This window comes from Paenibacillus faecalis (genome assembly GCF_900289175.1).
Classification (GTDB): domain Bacteria; phylum Bacillota; class Bacilli; order Paenibacillales; family Paenibacillaceae; genus Paenibacillus_AQ; species Paenibacillus_AQ faecalis.
The window spans coordinates 2,401,297-2,417,682 of the sequence record NZ_LT985747.1 but is presented as its reverse complement, the minus strand read 5'-3'; the positions used below and the strand labels follow the sequence as shown (position 1 = coordinate 2,417,682).

General features: G+C 43.6%; 16 protein-coding genes. 14 read left to right on the top strand and 2 right to left on the bottom strand.

Annotated elements, in window-relative coordinates; genetic code table 11:
* The first annotated feature begins 8 nt into the window (after positions 1-8).
* The 11 genes from C8268_RS11560 to glnA all read left to right on the top strand — a co-directional run bounded on the left by C8268_RS11560 (position 9) and on the right by glnA (position 11,806).
* The gene (locus C8268_RS11560; RefSeq protein ID WP_106767796.1) at positions 9-794 is read left to right on the top strand and encodes a class I SAM-dependent methyltransferase; all 786 of its coding nucleotides are present in this window, start codon (positions 9-11) and stop codon (positions 792-794) included.
* Complete coding sequence (gene miaA, locus C8268_RS11555) at positions 778-1,758, top strand: tRNA (adenosine(37)-N6)-dimethylallyltransferase MiaA (RefSeq protein ID WP_106767795.1); 981 nt, start codon at positions 778-780, stop codon at positions 1,756-1,758. The genes C8268_RS11560 and miaA overlap by 17 nt, the downstream gene beginning before the upstream one ends.
* A 19-nt stretch (positions 1,759-1,777) precedes the next feature.
* Entirely contained in the window at positions 1,778-2,020 is a 243-nt protein-coding gene (hfq, locus tag C8268_RS11550; RefSeq protein WP_106767794.1) for an RNA chaperone Hfq, read from the top strand.
* Positions 2,021-2,165: 145 nt separating this feature from the next.
* Entirely contained in the window at positions 2,166-4,802 is a 2,637-nt protein-coding gene (locus C8268_RS11545; protein WP_106767793.1) for a transglycosylase domain-containing protein, read from the top strand.
* Positions 4,803-4,922: 120 nt separating this feature from the next.
* Positions 4,923-5,480, top strand: coding sequence for a ribonuclease FAU-1 family protein (locus tag C8268_RS11540; protein ID WP_106767792.1), 558 nt, complete (start codon positions 4,923-4,925; stop codon positions 5,478-5,480).
* A complete protein-coding gene (locus tag C8268_RS11535; RefSeq protein ID WP_106767791.1) occupies positions 5,480-6,136 on the top strand; it encodes a YdcF family protein in 657 nt (218 codons plus the stop codon). The genes C8268_RS11540 and C8268_RS11535 overlap by 1 nt, the downstream gene beginning before the upstream one ends.
* A gap of 79 nt (positions 6,137-6,215) precedes the next feature.
* The gene (locus C8268_RS11530) at positions 6,216-7,196 is read left to right on the top strand and encodes an AAA family ATPase (protein WP_106767790.1); all 981 of its coding nucleotides are present in this window, start codon (positions 6,216-6,218) and stop codon (positions 7,194-7,196) included.
* An 82-nt stretch (positions 7,197-7,278) separates the two neighbouring features.
* Positions 7,279-8,565 (top strand): GTPase HflX, encoded by a 1,287-nt coding sequence (gene hflX, locus C8268_RS11525; protein ID WP_106767789.1) that lies wholly within the window; start codon positions 7,279-7,281, stop codon positions 8,563-8,565.
* A gap of 40 nt (positions 8,566-8,605) precedes the next feature.
* Positions 8,606-9,859: a methionine gamma-lyase family protein gene (locus C8268_RS11520; protein WP_106767788.1), complete on the top strand. Its 1,254-nt coding sequence runs from the start codon at positions 8,606-8,608 to the stop codon at positions 9,857-9,859.
* Positions 9,860-9,940: 81 nt separating this feature from the next.
* Positions 9,941-10,351: a MerR family transcriptional regulator gene (locus tag C8268_RS11515; RefSeq protein WP_106767787.1), complete on the top strand. Its 411-nt coding sequence runs from the start codon at positions 9,941-9,943 to the stop codon at positions 10,349-10,351.
* 126 nt (positions 10,352-10,477) lie between these two features.
* Positions 10,478-11,806 (top strand): type I glutamate--ammonia ligase, encoded by a 1,329-nt coding sequence (gene glnA / locus C8268_RS11510; protein WP_106767786.1) that lies wholly within the window; start codon positions 10,478-10,480, stop codon positions 11,804-11,806.
* Between the two features lie 279 nt (positions 11,807-12,085).
* On the opposite strand, the gene C8268_RS11505 is transcribed toward glnA, so the two are convergent.
* Positions 12,086-12,904: a bacterial surface protein gene (locus C8268_RS11505; protein ID WP_106767785.1), complete on the bottom strand. Its 819-nt coding sequence runs from the start codon at positions 12,902-12,904 to the stop codon at positions 12,086-12,088.
* A 713-nt stretch (positions 12,905-13,617) separates the two neighbouring features.
* Positions 13,618-13,956: a hypothetical protein gene (locus C8268_RS11495; RefSeq protein ID WP_106767784.1), complete on the bottom strand. Its 339-nt coding sequence runs from the start codon at positions 13,954-13,956 to the stop codon at positions 13,618-13,620.
* Positions 13,957-14,194: 238 nt separating this feature from the next.
* On the opposite strand from C8268_RS11495, the gene C8268_RS11490 reads away from it, so the two are divergent.
* The 3 genes from C8268_RS11490 to C8268_RS11480 all read left to right on the top strand — a co-directional run bounded on the left by C8268_RS11490 (position 14,195) and on the right by C8268_RS11480 (position 16,132).
* Complete coding sequence (locus C8268_RS11490; protein ID WP_106767783.1) at positions 14,195-14,830, top strand: hypothetical protein; 636 nt, start codon at positions 14,195-14,197, stop codon at positions 14,828-14,830.
* A 516-nt stretch (positions 14,831-15,346) separates the two neighbouring features.
* Positions 15,347-15,550 carry a hypothetical protein gene (locus C8268_RS11485; RefSeq protein ID WP_199794841.1) on the top strand — a complete coding sequence of 68 codons (204 nt, stop codon included), beginning with the start codon at positions 15,347-15,349 and terminating at the stop codon, positions 15,548-15,550.
* Positions 15,551-15,844: 294 nt separating this feature from the next.
* Positions 15,845-16,132 (top strand): hypothetical protein, encoded by a 288-nt coding sequence (locus C8268_RS11480; RefSeq protein ID WP_337441792.1) that lies wholly within the window; start codon positions 15,845-15,847, stop codon positions 16,130-16,132.
* Positions 16,133-16,386 lie beyond the last annotated feature (254 nt).

Here is a 16,386-nt window from a genome sequence, read left to right as displayed (position 1 = left end):
AGGAATTTATGATCATTACGACAGGAGAGGCGGAAGCTCCGACTCTCGTAGAGCGAGCGAGATCGTTAGCTCAAGAGACAGGCTGCCGTTATGTGGCACGCGAAGGCCGATCGCTTAAACGGCTTGCTCAAATGACCGGGGCTGAACATGTTCTGGTCGTATTGGAAGGGCGTGTTCGTTTGGGAGGGCCCGGGCGCTCTGTTATGGAATTCCACCCCAGCATGGGGTTTATCCGGTTAAAGCGTGTTCTTAACGGGAACTCTGATCCTATGCTTGAAGCGGCGCGGATGGAGGAGGGAGACTCCGTTCTTGATTGTACGGCAGGTCTGGGCGCGGATTCCTTGGTCTTTTCCGTTAAAGGAGGAAAGAGCGGGAGTATAACAGCGCTTGAGAGCTCTTTTCCCCTTTATGTGTTTCTGAAAGAGGGCCTTCGGACTTATGAAAGCAATATGCAAGTTTGTAATGATGCCATGCGAAGAATCGATGTAAAACACGCTCATCATCGGGATTATTTAAAAACATTGCCGGACAAAAGCGTAGATATTGTATATTTTGACCCGATGTTTCGGGAACCTATGAATGAATCAGCTTCAATCAACCCGCTCAGGTCGTATGCCAACAATGAAGCGCTGGATGAACAGAGCGTGCGTGAGGCGGTCCGGGTCGCTCGCAAAACCGTTGTGCTGAAAGAAAAGCGAGGAAGCAGAGAGTTTTCGCGCCTTGGTTTTACTGTGCCCGAGCGGAGTCAGTCGAAAATTGCGTACGGAGTGATATCCATTGACAGAAAAGCCTAAACCTAATCTTCTAGTACTGGTCGGTCCAACCGCTGTAGGCAAGACGAAGATGAGCATCAAGCTTGCCAAAGCGTTTGGTTGCGAGATTATCTCGGGTGACTCCATGCAGGTATACCGGGGAATGGATATCGGGACAGCGAAAATTTCTACAGATGAGATGGAGGGGGTTCCACATCATCTGATCGATATTCACGATCCTGATTATCCTTATTCTGTTGCCGAATTCCAGGAGCAAAGCGAGCGTTTGATCCGGGAGATTACCGAGCGTGGAAATCTTCCGTTTATTGTGGGAGGAACAGGACTCTATATCGAATCCGTTTGTTACGGTTTTCAATTCAGTAAAGCAAGCGTAGATGAGGAGTTTAGACAATCTCATTTTAAGTTTGCAGAAGAACATGGAGCCCAGGCGGTTCATCAAAAGTTGGCTGAAGTTGATCCGAAAAGTGCTGAACGTCTCCATCCCAACGATCTTCGCCGTGTGATCCGCGCATTGGAAGTGTTTCACTTGACCGGAGTCCGTCTGTCCGACCAGTTAGCGCTGCAAAAAAAGGAATCTCCCTACCATCTTTGCCTGGTCGGTTTGACAATGGACAGGCAAATGCTATATAAACGTATTGAAGAGCGCATCGATATAATGCTCGGCCAAGGGCTGGTTAAAGAAGTTTCCGGGCTACTGGCCAAAGGATACGCCCCCGAGCTTGTATCCATGCAGGGACTGGGGTATAAAGAGATCGTATCCTATCTTCAAGGTGAATACAGCTATGAGGAAGCCGTGCAGCTGTTAAAGCGCGATACCCGAAGATTCGCCAAACGACAGTTATCCTGGTTTCGCCGAATGAAGGACATCGAGTGGGTGGATGTCACCGATTCTGAAAATTTTCCTGCGAATTACGAAAAGATCCATGGTATAATAGCAGGAAAGTTTCTATCGAATCTTGAATATACTTCAAAACAATCTAATTGAACCATTGGGGGTACGGCTAATGAACAAGTCCATAAACATCCAAGATACGTTCTTGAACCAATTGCGCAAAGAGAACATTCCTGCCACAGTATATCTTACAAACGGCTTTCAGATACGTGGAACGATAAAAGCTTTTGATAACTTTACTATTGTCATTGATAGTGAAGGACGCCAACAAATGGTGTATAAGCATGCGATTTCCACGTTCATGCCGCAGCGCAATGTTTCCTTGATGCAGGACAACAACAACGATACACTATAGTGGAAATTATTAACGGAATTGATTATTGTGAAACTTTTTTGTTTATCATTCGTTTAATTGTATAGGAGTGCAAGAGAGCAACCTGAGAAGGTTGTTCTTTTCATTCGGGAAGAGATCGATTAAAAAGGGAGTCAGGAGGGGAACTATGGCTGGAAAAGATCAAAATCAAATGTCCAGGGTGAAGAAAAACAAAGAGGCCCCTAAAACAACAAAGAAGTCTTCGAAAAAGAAAAAAGGCAACCGAGGGAAGAAAATCGGATGGGCATTGTTTTTCACTACGGTTATCGCCATCTTTTGTGCCTTGGCCGGCTATTTGTTCATCATGATCAGCGGTGAAAAAATACTGGAAGAGAATAAAGACAAGCTTACAGCCTATGGAACGTCCAAAGTCTATGACCGCAACGGAGTGCTTATGGGGGAGCTTTCTATTCAGAAAAGCGAACCTGTTAAAATCGAGGATATACCCGAACAATTGAAAAATGCTTTTATTGCAACAGAGGATAAACGATTTTATGAACACAGCGGAATTGACATCTGGGCGATCGGGCGTGCTGCCGTAAAAGATATTATGGCTCGCTCCCTAGTGGAAGGCGGAAGTACCATTACGCAGCAGCTTGCCAAAAATATATTCCTGACTCGGGACAAGACGTTTTTCCGTAAAGCGACGGAAATGTCGATTGCATTGGCCCTGGAACGGAACTATACCAAAGATGAGATTTTGGAAATGTATTTAAACCGGATTAACTTCGGAGGACCTTATTACGGAATCAAGGCGGCCTCTGAACGATATTTCGGAAAAAGTGATCTGAACGATTTGGAACTGTGGGAGATGGCAACCCTGGCGGCGATGCCAAAGGGACCAACGAAATATAATCCGCTGAGAAATCCTGATCTGAGCAAGGAGCGTCGCGGAGTTGTGCTCACGCTGATGGAGGAACAGGGATATATTACAGCGGAAGAAGCGGAAGAAGCGAAGAAGGTAGACTATAACTACAAGCCTCCTGTCAAGGAGGAGAAATATACTGCTTTTATCGACTATGTCATGCAGGAAGCTGAAGAGAAATGGGGACTTACTGCGGATGATTTGAATGTCGGTGGTTACCATATTTATACAACGATGGATGCAAATGCTCAGCAAGCGCTGGAAGCTGAGTTCAACAATCCTGAAAACTTTGAAAAAGGTAAGGATGGTCAGCTGGCTCAGGGATCGATGGTCATTATGAATCAGCATACCGGGGCCATTGTAGCTTTAACGGGTGGACGCGATTATCAGCGCGGTGGCTATAACCGTTCGATCGACAGCCGCCGTTCTCCGGGGTCGGTTTTAAAACCGATTGCTGTATATGCTCCAGCACTGGAAACTGGGGAATACTCAAAGAACTCTCAGCTTAGCAATAAGAAACAATGTTTCGGCAACGGTACGTACTGTCCTACCAACCTTAACGGCAGATACTCAAATACGATAAGCATGTCTGATGCCATTCAGTATTCAACGAATATTCCGGCCGTTTGGACGCTCGATCAGATCGGGGTTAAAGCCGGGTATGAATTTACGGAAAAACTGGGCATCAAGATGAATGAAAAGGATATGAACCTGTCTCTGGGGCTGGGGGGCATGACAGATGGAACGAATACATTTGAAATCGCCCGGGCTTTCACTGCATTTGCCAATGGCGGAGAACTGGTTGAACCATATGCCATTAAGCAAATTAAAAACAGCGATGGCAAGGTTGTTCACGAGAATAAAGGCGGGAACAAAAAACGTGTCATGAAATCAGAGACAGCTTCACAGATGACCGATATGATGCTGCGTGTTACTGAGGGCGGTACAGGGCGTAATGCTCAGATCAGCCGTTCGGTAGCTGGTAAAACCGGTACGACCCAGAGCGGTATTGCAGGTGTAAGCGGCGTGCGTGATGCTTGGTTTGCTGGTTACACGCCAGAGCTTACCGCAGCGATATGGCTCGGCTTTGACGATCCGGGGAAAAGCGGCATGATGAAGCAAGGAAGTGCGAAGGCAGCGTCTATATGGGCCAATGTTATGGAAAAAGCGGTTCAGGGATATGAGCCGAAACAGTTCCCTACAACGAAAGCTCCCGAACCCGTCGAGAAAGAGCCGCCGAAGGTAGAGCTTGAGGCGGTACGAAATCTGACAGGTTCCTACGATGCACAGAATCAGACGGTAAATCTGAACTGGAGTCCGGTTGACGGAAATGGCATTGAGTATCGGGTGTATAGAAAGGAATCATCTGAAGCAGAGTACAGACGTATCATGGATGCGCTAGGTACAACCTCGGCCGATGATATGAGTGCCATGGAAGGCTTGACGTACAGTTACTATGTGACAGCGTATGACCCGGCGCAAGGGATAGAATCCGAGCCTTCGAACATATTGCAAGTCGTTACTGCCGGAGTAGCTCCGCCGGAAGAACCGGAGGAGCTGCCAGATGAAACGAACGAACCTGTTCCTCCGGAAGAAGGAACGGATACTGAAACGAATCCGGAGCAAGAGCCTGATCACAATCAAGGAACGGATCAGGGGCACGGCCAGGGAGATCCAGGCCAGGGCCAAGGAAACGGCAATGGTCAAGGCAATGGTCAAGGCAATGGTAACCAAGGTCAAGGTGGCGACAATACCGGTTCCGGAGAAGGAACAACTCCTCCGACTACGGGTGGAGAATCAGATGTTTCTGGCGATGGGTCATCCACACAGGAAACGACTACACCTGAAGCCGGAGAGAGCACTCCTCCTGCCTCTAATGACATACAGGGGAATGAATAACCGATTCGCAATTGCTTTTGGAACACACCGGAGCCTCCGCATAAAAGCGGAGGCTCCATTTTTTGAGTGTGAAACTTAAATGTGGTAAGCTGAGGTTACGATATGGGGAGGAAAGGTTCCATGAAACGTAAATTCGGAGACCGGGCGAATTGGCGCCGCATCACCCGCAGGCATTTCACTTCCCGTTATGTGGAATGTGATCAGTTCACGGGATATCTTACTTTATATACGATATACGGCTTGAAAGAACCGCTGTGGAAAACCTACGGAGAACATACATATCGCATTGCAGATAAAGGGTATTCGTGGTTGCAATATTTTCCTAAAGACAGCCATTTTATTGTTACAGCCATGTTCGATGACAAGCGTCAAATCGTACAATGGTATATTGATATCTGCAAGAAGCAGGGGGTCACCGACCAGGGCGTTCCATGGTTTGATGATTTATATTTGGATGTTGTGGTAAATAAGAACGGTGAAGTTTTTTTGCTGGATGAGGATGAATTGGAAGATGCGCTTTCGCGAAATGATATTACCCGTGATGATTATCGGCAGGCCAAGGTGACAGCTCGCAAAATATTGCGCGCCATTGACGCACATGAATTTCCTTACTTTATGATGTCGCTTGAGCATCGTGACCGTTTATTTCATAACGGAGAATTTAGGAGGAACAAATAATGCGCGAGCCTATGTTCACCAAAATAAAGAGCTCAAGCCGTTCCCAAGGCCGATCTTGGCGAAAACGGATACTATATGGATTGCTTGCTCTGTTTTTGCTGGGGCTCGTTTGGGTTGCTTATGTGTATTTTCAAATTAATAGAGCCGAAAGCACGGTGACAGTGAAAGCAGATGTCGGCATCATACTAGGCGCCTCTATGTGGGGGGACCAGCCTAGTCCCGGACTTAGGGAAAGATTGGAGCATGGACTGACCCTATATGAAGAAGGATTTTATGATTCCATCATCGTCACAGGGGGGCTGGATGCACCGGGGCTAAAATATACGGAAGCTGAAGGAATGCGAAATTATCTTGTTGAAGCAGGCGTTCAGGAAGATGATATTTTTCTTGAAAATGAAGCGACAAGCACATATGAAAATCTGTTGTTCAGTCAACGCATCATGAAAGAGCACGGGTGGTCTTCCGCGATTATTGTCACTCATGATTATCATGGCACGAGATCGCTGGAAGTCGCGGAAACGCTGAATTATGATAATCCGGAAATGGCATTGACGACTTCTACTGTCCTGCCTATGGCCAAGCATAAAGGTCGTGAGATTCTGGCTTACACCAAGTGGACATTTGACCGAATTCTCATTCAATTCGGATGGAAGTGATGAAACTTCTAATAACCTGCTTTTAAATAGAATACATTGGAATAGATATTGAGCCCTTTGGATAAAGAGGTGAGGAGCTATGAACGGACGTGTAACGGCCAGTGAAAGCCGTTCTGAAAGGCGGCCATCCAGACAGATCAATGTCGTGCTCCGCAGCGCCAGTCCTCCACTGGTCAGCACTGCGGTTCCCGAGCGCGACCCGGTCCCATCGCCGAGTCCATTGCCGCAGCACGGTCTATTCCAGGAAATTCAAAAAGAGCTTGATCAACTGGTGGGGCTTGACCAGATTAAAGAGCTGGTTTACGAAATTTACGCTTTGCTTCAAGTGGCCCAGATGCGTTCTGAGATCGGCTTATTAAGCGGCGGTCATGTGTTTCATATGATTTTTAAAGGAAACCCAGGTACAGGAAAAACGACGGTTGCACGAATTATCGCCAAGCTGTTTCAAAAAATGGGCGTTCTGAACAAAGGTCATCTGATTGAAGTTGAGCGTGCGGATCTTGTGGGCGAATATATTGGACACACAGCACAGAAAACAAGAGATTTGGTGAAGAAGGCCATCGGCGGTATTTTATTCATCGATGAAGCATACAGCCTGGCCCGGGGCGGGGAAAAAGATTTCGGCAAGGAAGCGATCGATACGCTTGTTAAGGCGATGGAGGACCACAAGAACCAGTTCATTCTGATTTTGGCGGGTTATTCGGATGAAATTGATTTTTTTATGTGCAGTAACCCTGGACTTCATTCGCGATTCCCGATCCAGATGGATTTCCCGGATTATAATATGGACCAGTTAATTCAAATTTCCGAACTGATGGCCAAGGAAAGGGATTATATTCTTATGCCGCAGTCTATGATGAAACTGAGGGAGCATCTTCAGGTGGAGAAAGAGAGTCAACTTCATGCTTTTAGCAATGCCCGATATGTTCGAAATCTGATTGAAAAATCGATCCGGAATCAGGCAGTGCGCTTGCTCAATCAATATGTTGCCGGAAATCCGAGCAAGCTTGAGTTGATGACGCTTCGTCCGGAGGATTTTAAACTGGTAGGTAAACAATAGCTTTTTAGAGCTGGGAATAATATGCCTAATAGTGATGGCTAGATGTAACCAATAAGAAACCGGAATTAAAGGAGCAATGATTATGGCAAATAACATACACGAGACGAGGACCGAGGTGCCGGACAAAGCTGTATTGGTCAGTCTTGTCACCGATCAGGTGAAGCGGTCTGACATGACCCCCGAGCACTCACTTCAGGAGCTTGTTCAGCTCGCGGAAACCGCCGGTGTGCAGGTGCTTGAGGTAGTGACTCAAAACCGTGAAACACCGGATTCCAAATGGTTTATTGGGAGAGGAAAAGTGGAAGAACTCCGGATGTTAATTGATGGTCTTGAAGCCAATACGGCCATTTTTGACCAGGAGCTGTCTGGAGCACAGGTGCGCAATCTTGAAGAGGCTTTAGATGTGAAAATTATTGACAGGACACAATTGATTTTAGATATATTCGCTCAGCGTGCCAAGACGCGTGAAGGTATTATCCAGGTGGAGCTTGCACAGCACAGTTATTTGCTGCCGCGTTTGTCCGGTCACGGTAAAAATCTGTCACGGCTTGGAGGTGGTATAGGGACGAGAGGTCCCGGCGAAAGCAAGCTAGAGACCGACCGCCGGCATATCAGAGGCCGGATCAGTGACTTGAAGCGTCAGCTAGAGGAAATTACGAAGCATCGTGCTCTTTATCGCGAACGTCGCAAAAAGACCGGAACGGTTCAAGTTGCTCTGGTTGGTTATACGAATGCAGGAAAATCTACCCTTTTGAACAAACTGACAGCAGCCGATGTTTACATTGAAAATCAATTGTTTGCAACGCTTGATCCGACATCCCGCGTGCTAGAGCTGCCAAGTGGCAAAGGGGTGGTGTTAACCGACACGGTTGGATTTATTCAAAATCTACCGCACGACCTCGTTGCTGCGTTTCGGGCAACATTGGAAGAAGTGAATGAAGCTGATCTGATTTTGCATGTTGTTGACGCTTCGTCAGCGATGCGTGAGGAACAGATAGCGGTCGTTCAATCCATTTTGGAAGAGCTGGGAGCGGCGGATAAGCCGCAGCTCGTTCTGTTTAACAAAAAAGACCTCTGTAGCCCGGAGCAGCTTGAGATGCTTCCTTCCGGGGAAGGCTTTCTGAAAATAAGCGCTTATGATGAGGCCGATATGGATGCTGTTCGGCACGCCATTCAGGATCATCTATCCGGAGGGGAACTGAAATTTCGCATTCCGGCGGATCGTGGGGATGTCAGCTCTGTTGTATTCCGGATTGGGGATGTGATTGAACAGACGATTAAAGAGGATGACATTATATATAAAGTCCGGATCAACAAAGCTGATTATGAAAAGATGGGCTATATGCTCACGAGCTATATCGAACACTAGATACAATTATGAAAGATGACAGAGGAGAGACCAGGACGTTATGGCAACTTTTTCGCAAGACATCTTAGAGTTAAGTGTAAAGGCAGAAAAGAAGGTAGAAGAAAAAATACGAGAGATCGACCGCATTGTTGATTACAATCAATGGAAGGTCATTGAAGCGTTTCAGCGCAGTAAAGTCAGTGATTTTCATTTTGCAGGTTCAACAGGTTATGGCTACAATGACCGCGGCCGGGAAGTACTGGATGAAGTATATGCAGACGTATTCGGGGCCGAATCGGCCCTGGTGCGTCCTCATTTTGCGTCCGGGACGCATACGATATCGACCGCTTTGTTTGGGGTTTTGCGGCCGGGAGATGAGCTGTTATACATAACGGGTCGTCCATATGACACGCTCCATCAAGTTATTGGAGAAGAGGGCGATGGAGCGGGCTCACTGAAGGATTTTGGCATTCGCTATGGAGAAGTGGATCTGCTTGAGGATGGAAAAGTGGACTGGGAAGGTGTTGCTAAAGCGATCACCCCGGCAACAAAGGTGATTGGCATCCAGCGCTCACGCGGTTATGATTGGCGTTCCTCCTTCACGGTAGAAGAAATCGGATTGATGGTGGAGAAGGTTAAAGCGATTAAGCCGGATGTCATCGTGTTTGTAGATAACTGTTACGGAGAGTTCTCAGAAGAGCATGAGCCGACAGAGTTTGGTGTCGATCTGATGGCAGGCTCACTAATTAAAAATCCGGGAGGTGGAATAGCGGAAACCGGAGGTTATATTTGCGGTAAAGAGATATATGTAGATCAAGCTGCAAACAGGCTGACAGCTCCCGGCATCGGCCGCGAAGTAGGTGCAATGCTTGGAACGACACGCGGGATGTATCAGGGATTGTTTCTTGCGCCGAATACCGTTGGACAAGCGTTAAAAGGGAGTGTTTTTGCATCTGCTATTTTTGAAGAGGTAGGTTTCGTGACCAAGCCGGCCTGGAATGAGAAGCGAACCGACTTGATTCAGGCGATTTCTTTCTCTGGTCCGGAACATTTAATCGCTTTTGTTCAGGGGATTCAGCGGGCATCTGCAGTCGACAGTCATGTAGTGCCTGAGCCTTGGGAGATGCCTGGTTATGAGCACCCCGTTATTATGGCGGCCGGAACGTTCATTCAAGGTGGCAGTCTGGAACTGTCAGCCGATGCGCCGATTCGTGAGCCTTATATTGGTTATATGCAAGGCGGTTTAACTTATTCCCATGTCAAGTATGGAGTGCTTATGGCATTGCAATCCATGAAAGAACGGAACTTGTTGTAAGATATTCTGACATGGGATTGACACGGTAAAGCAGGAAATATACAATGTAACAGAAAAGATCACTTGGAAGGTTGATGAGTCATGGGTGATGAAATCCGGAGGAATATGGCTTTATTCCCCATTGGAATAGTCATGAAGCTCACCGATTTGTCCGCCAGGCAAATACGTTATTACGAGCAGCATAGTTTGATCGTACCTGCCCGAACGTCAGGCAACCAGCGCCTATTTTCTTTTAATGATGTGGAACGACTGCTTGAGATTAAAGCATTGATTGAGAAGGGCGTTAATATTGCAGGGATTAAGCAGGTGATGAACCCGGTAACGAAGGAATCGGAAGAGGCAACCGTCATTACACCGGATACTGAGAGCAGACGTAAAGAAATGTCGGAATCGCAGCTCCGGCGTTTATTAAAACAAGAGTTGCTTGTGGGGAACAGACCGGGACAAGTGTCGTTGATTCAAGGAGAACTATCCCGATTTTTTAAACAATAAGATCGTGTTTATTTCAGTGCATACTTGACTCCATATTTCTCGAAGAAACGCTGACGTCATAAACGCGAAGGCGTTTCTTCTTGATAAAATATAAATATATACAGGCTAGTGAGGGAGAGGATTAAATTGAGTTATTCTAAAGAAGATATTCTGCGCATTGCCAAAGAGGAAAACGTTAGGTTTATCCGACTGCAGTTTACCGACTTGCTGGGAACGATAAAGAACGTAGAGATTCCCGTAAGTCAGCTGCCGAAAGCTTTGGATAACAAAATGATGTTTGACGGTTCTTCTATTGAAGGCTATGTACGGATCGAAGAGTCCGATATGTATCTTTATCCGGATCTCGAAACCTGGGTTATTTTCCCTTGGGTTTCTCAAGATCGTGTAGCGCGTCTCATCTGTGACATTTACACGACGGACGGTCATCCGTTCGCAGGCGATCCACGCGGGATATTGAAGAGAAGTTTGAAAGAAGCGGCAGAAATGGGTTTTACAGCGATGAATGTAGGACCGGAGCCGGAGTTTTTCCTGTTCAAGACAGATGAAAAAGGCAATCCGACCATGGAGCTGAATGACCAGGGCGGTTATTTTGATCTTGCTCCTACGGACCTTGGTGAGAACTGCCGCCGCGATATCGTGCTTACTTTGGAAGAGATGGGATTTGAAATTGAAGCGTCCCACCATGAAGTAGCTCCAGGACAGCACGAGATCGATTTCAAATATGCGAATGCTGTGAAAGCAGCGGACCAAATCCAAACCTTCAAGCTTGTTGTTAAAACCATTGCACGTCAGCACGGTTTGATCGCTACATTTATGCCTAAACCGCTGTTTGGCGTAAACGGTTCAGGGATGCACTGTAATATGTCGCTCTTTAATGGCAAGGAAAATATGTTTGTTGATGAAAATGATGAGCTGGGCCTTAGCGAAAATGCGCGTCATTTCATGGCTGGGCAGCTGAAGCATGCACGGGCTTTTGCAGCGATTACGAATCCTACCGTAAACTCGTATAAGCGTCTTGTTCCGGGCTATGAAGCTCCATGTTATGTCGCTTGGTCTGCAAGCAACCGAAGTCCGATGATTCGTATCCCGGCTTCTCGCGGTCTAAGCACTCGTGTTGAAGTTCGTAACCCGGACCCGGCTGCGAACCCTTATCTGGCCTTGGCTGTCATGCTTAAAGCAGGACTGGACGGAATTAAGCGTAAACTGCCACTGCCAGCTCCGATCGATCGCAACATCTATGTGATGTCGGATGAAGAGCGAATTGAAGAAGGGATTCCGAGTTTGCCTGCCAATCTGAAGGAAGCCGTGAATGAACTGCTTCGCGATGAAGTCATCTGTGATGCACTGGGCGATCATGCACTGGCCCACTTTTTCGAGCTGAAAGAGATCGAATGGGATATGTACCGCACACAAGTTCATCAATGGGAACGTGACCAATACCTCACGATGTATTAATACCTGAAACCCTTGGCGCTCTAGGCGCTGGGGGTTTTTGTTTTTTTGGGTGAAATGAAGCGGGGGTGTCGGGAGAGTGTGGCACTCACAAAACACCCACATTTTATTCGAAAATTTTTTTGAAATGATTCTCGAATTCATCCATATTGTTCAAGTGTTACTAACTAGGTCCACGGAGAAATGATATGATGAATAAGTTTGGTGTTGATGCACTTGTTTCATCCATTGCAACGCTAGCGAAGGTATATGTGCTGGTAGGTCTGTTTGCTGTTTTATTTTTCACAGTGAGTACTCGTTCACTTCAAAAGTAAGGATATTATTAAAGATTACATAATCAGTTCGTCTCTTGAATGGTCCTTTATTATTGTTGTGCTTATTGATTGCGAATTTTGATGGACCTATTCCTACATCCTTATTATCATACCAATCTATAAAACTATTTACCTCATCCATGGAAAGGTCATATTCTTTTTCTAGACCTGTGATATATGTAATCACAAGTATTGCTCGATCACCGGAAGGTTGCGGCACTGGATCAACAGGTGGCTGTTCAGGTTTTTCTATTGGAGCTGTTGGCACTTCAGTTTCGTAATCAACTAATTTTCCATCAACGTCTATTGCATCTAATCGATAGTCATAGACTACAACATTTGGGGATGGTTCTTCTGTCCAAATTACTATTTCATGTAAGCCAACATCAAGTCCTGTTTTTTCATAGCTAAGAATATTATGTTTCCACCCAGTTTCATTACGAGCAGAGAAATATTCTGTCACTCCATCAATACTAACTCCGACTTTACTCGTATAAGAGTTTGAAGAATTAATTATTAATCGAATTTTTGTTCCTTCAAACTTAAATTTAATTTCACTTTTTTTCTTATGTTTTGCACCAAGAACAGTTCTGTTGTAATCAGTCCCTGAATTATCTATTGGTACCCATTGATCAAGTGAATAAACCAGTTCAGGTGCTGTGTCATCAAATCTTATCCAACCTTCCTCGGGAAGTGGGAGGCTTTTTCCTATAGAAGTAGCAAAGACACTCTGGTTAAAACTAAAAAATAATAAAAAAGCTAGTAAAGTAGGTATTACTTTTTTCATATTTAGTACATCCTTTCTGTCTAAGAGATAGTTGATAATTCCGTATGTATCCATTTTCTTATTATTTATTGCAGTTTATAGCTCTTTAGATATAATCCCATCCCCTTTTTTCATATAAGTTGATACCTATATTACAATATATCGGATGAATTACTGTATATATGAGCTCCTGAACCTTGCTATTACAGTACAAACAAAAGCTCTTGCCTTCAGAGGGAGGTATGATGATTAAGCTTTCAAGAAAAATTTGTTTTATAGTGGTTGCAGTGCTACCAGATCGTGAACGTAAGCTGCTGCGGATACTCGTCAACTACCCTAAACACCGGCGGAAGATTCCATCATTTATCTAATTGAGCAAATGACAGGTCGGTCACGAGCTGAGATTATTCAAGGATTGAAGAGTTTGGAGATAGAGGGGTACAATCCTCTGGCAAAATGAGTCCGATGTGCAAAGCATTGTCGTCATGAAAAACGGTGAGGATGTACCAAAACCAAAGGAGCAACAGGATGGATTTTTAGATTATTGGATTTTATATTGGAAAATAAACCCGCCAATTCTAAGGCGGTTAATCGATAATCGCAAAAGCATCAATGGAGCACTTATTTATTCAATCTGTGTAAGTCTCAGGAATACCTCTTAGTATTTCACCGTTATTATACTTGATTGTAATCTGCTTGTTTTCTGTATAGTTTTATTTCTTTTATTTAATATTTTAATCTTGTACTTTCTTCATTGTATAACCTTTCAGGCTGCTCAAATCGGACTTGGTATTACCGATTGAACCACCTGTAATGGTAGGTTCTGATCTATGTAGTAGCTCTTTAAGCCTGGCGCTGTTTTCTTGAACAATTTCAAGTATAGAACCGATTGTAAAAAATATTGATCCCGAAATGATACCGCCGATCCACCAAGTCAGAGCAATCATCCATCGAAAGCCTTCTTCGATTTTGAGTAACTTAGCTACTTCGCTTTCTTGTAGACCGAAAACAATACCTAGAATTATACCCCCACCAAATATAATGCCCCCAACTAATTTCATAAACTGCGACAAAACTATCCCCCCCATATCTAAAGTATTACAGACAGTTTATCAAAAATGGGAATATTTAACTATACGTAATAACGGTCAATGTGTATTCCCCTTGATATAAGAAAAGAAACTCGACTCAGAATGGGCGTGTTGATTGTTACCACAAATGTATTTAATTGATGGAATTAAAATATCCATAGACCGTATATTCCTAGTAATGGTACGATAATAGTAATTATTTTCCGTTAGGGGGATTCGAGTGTTTTATTTTATAATGACTCTTTGGTTATTTTCCCTTGCAGGGGCAATTATCATGTTTGTTTTATGGGCAATTGCTAAAGTTTCTAAAAAAGGTTCAAGTCATAAAGCTAAGATTGCATCTTTTTTGTTTTTATTATCAATAGTGTTTTTGATAGCTGGGATAGCAATAGATGCCAACGAAACTAAGGCAATAACGAATACAGTTACCATGAATGAAGAGAAAGATGACAGCATGATAATAGATGCGAATAAATTTAGCAAGATATCACCCGATGAACTTGTTTCCATAATGGGTGAACCAGAATTAATTGAAGATGCCAACTTTAAATTATCAGAAACAAGGTCCTATAAAACAAAATACTATTCGTATGAGAATAACACTTATGAATTCATGATAATCGATAATGAGGTTGTTCGTTTTACTTATTATGGTGGGAAGTTTGAAGAAGGCAATGAAGAGGAAGTATTCAAAAAGTTCAATATTAGTACAGGTCCAAATTTAAAGAAAGTCGCTGAAACACCTGCCGCACTAAGGTTTCAAATGGTTAATGATAAGATTGCTGATTTTTGGATAACGTACACAGACGACATCAGCATATATAAAATAACTTATAATATGAACTACTTTTCATAACACTGGTAGATCACTATTAGTGGACATTGAACAAACAAGGGAAGGGTTATTTCGAAGATTCTGCTCCCCATATGCCCACAATTACTGTTGCATCTAATACAGATTTAAAAATGTATATAAGCTTATAACAAAGAGAGTTGACCATACTCTCAAAGCAGGAGATAAGGTGATAGTATGGACTACTGGACAATACGAGGAAGTAATCCAATTCAAGGAGAAGCTACGAAAATTGAAGTTATAGAGTAATTATTATGTGTGAGCATCTTGGCCAAGTAGCTAAGGTGCTTTTTGTATAACAGGATACCGCCATGTATAGTCAAGATTGAGTTGTCTATCATCTTCCTCTGATGTTTCTGTCTGGAATGCCTTGTAATATCTCGTTATACAGTAAGCGAATCATAACAGGGCCTTTTGAGCGTACCGTCGTTAGTTCCCCGTTCTTTTTACTATTGATAAAAGAACGAGTGTTCGCATATAATACAAACGAACGTTCCTATATTTATGGAGGTGAACATAATGCATAAATACATCGGGAAAATCATCGAAATCATTTACGAAGATCGTAAAGGAAAAATAACACAAAGAAAAATCGAAGTACTTGGAGTAAAAAATGGGCGAGTAAAGGCAAAGTGTCTAAAATCGAACGCACTACGAATATTTAATGAAGAGAATATTTTGTCCTGGAGATTGTCTAAGGGAAGTGGTGTGGATGCTTCCTGATCATGAGCGAAGTGATTATGCGTTTTGGTCAACTATCTTATGCATACGCAAAATGCCGGAGATGTGGTTGATAGAGCTGTGAAGCGTGTGCTCAAAATCTCAGATTACCGAGGGATTGAAGAGTTTGGCGATGAAGGGTTTTATCTTTTGTTGAGCAAGATAGCCCTTTAGATTATGGGATGTTATATTAAGGTAAATGATTAAAAAGCTCGTAGATTGCTCCACCAACGAACAAAGTTGAAGAAGAATTTAGAAATTAAAGTCTGACCCTAAATTTTATAAGGAGAAATCAAAATGAAATACCATTTATTAGAGTCACACTGTATTTTCCCAACACCGGATATTATAAAAATCGCTAATTTTTACAAACACAAAATGGGATTTAAAGCTGTTCAATATATGGACGCGAATGAACCTCATATTTGTTTGTATCGAGATAAAACAGAAATTATTTTAACGAAAACCAACGGACAAAAAGTAATTCCGAATAGGGAATTATATGGCTATGGATATGATGCTTACTTATCACAAAAAACCAAGAAGAACTTCAAGAAGAGTTCCTCAACTCTAATGTTAAAATAGTCCGTTCATTAGATAATACGGATTACAATAATAAAGAATTTGTAGTTGAAGACATAGATGGAAGATGGCTAGCCTTTGGTATAAAAATAGTTAATTCATATGCTTAAAGTAATGGTGGCGATTGTTGAATAAAAGGGAGAGATAATATGCTTTCTCAAGACCAAAATTGAAAGAGATAAATTAAAGAATATAACATATTAGTCATATAATTTGTCCTTTCACTTCAACAACGACACTGTTAGTTCTGTGAAAAT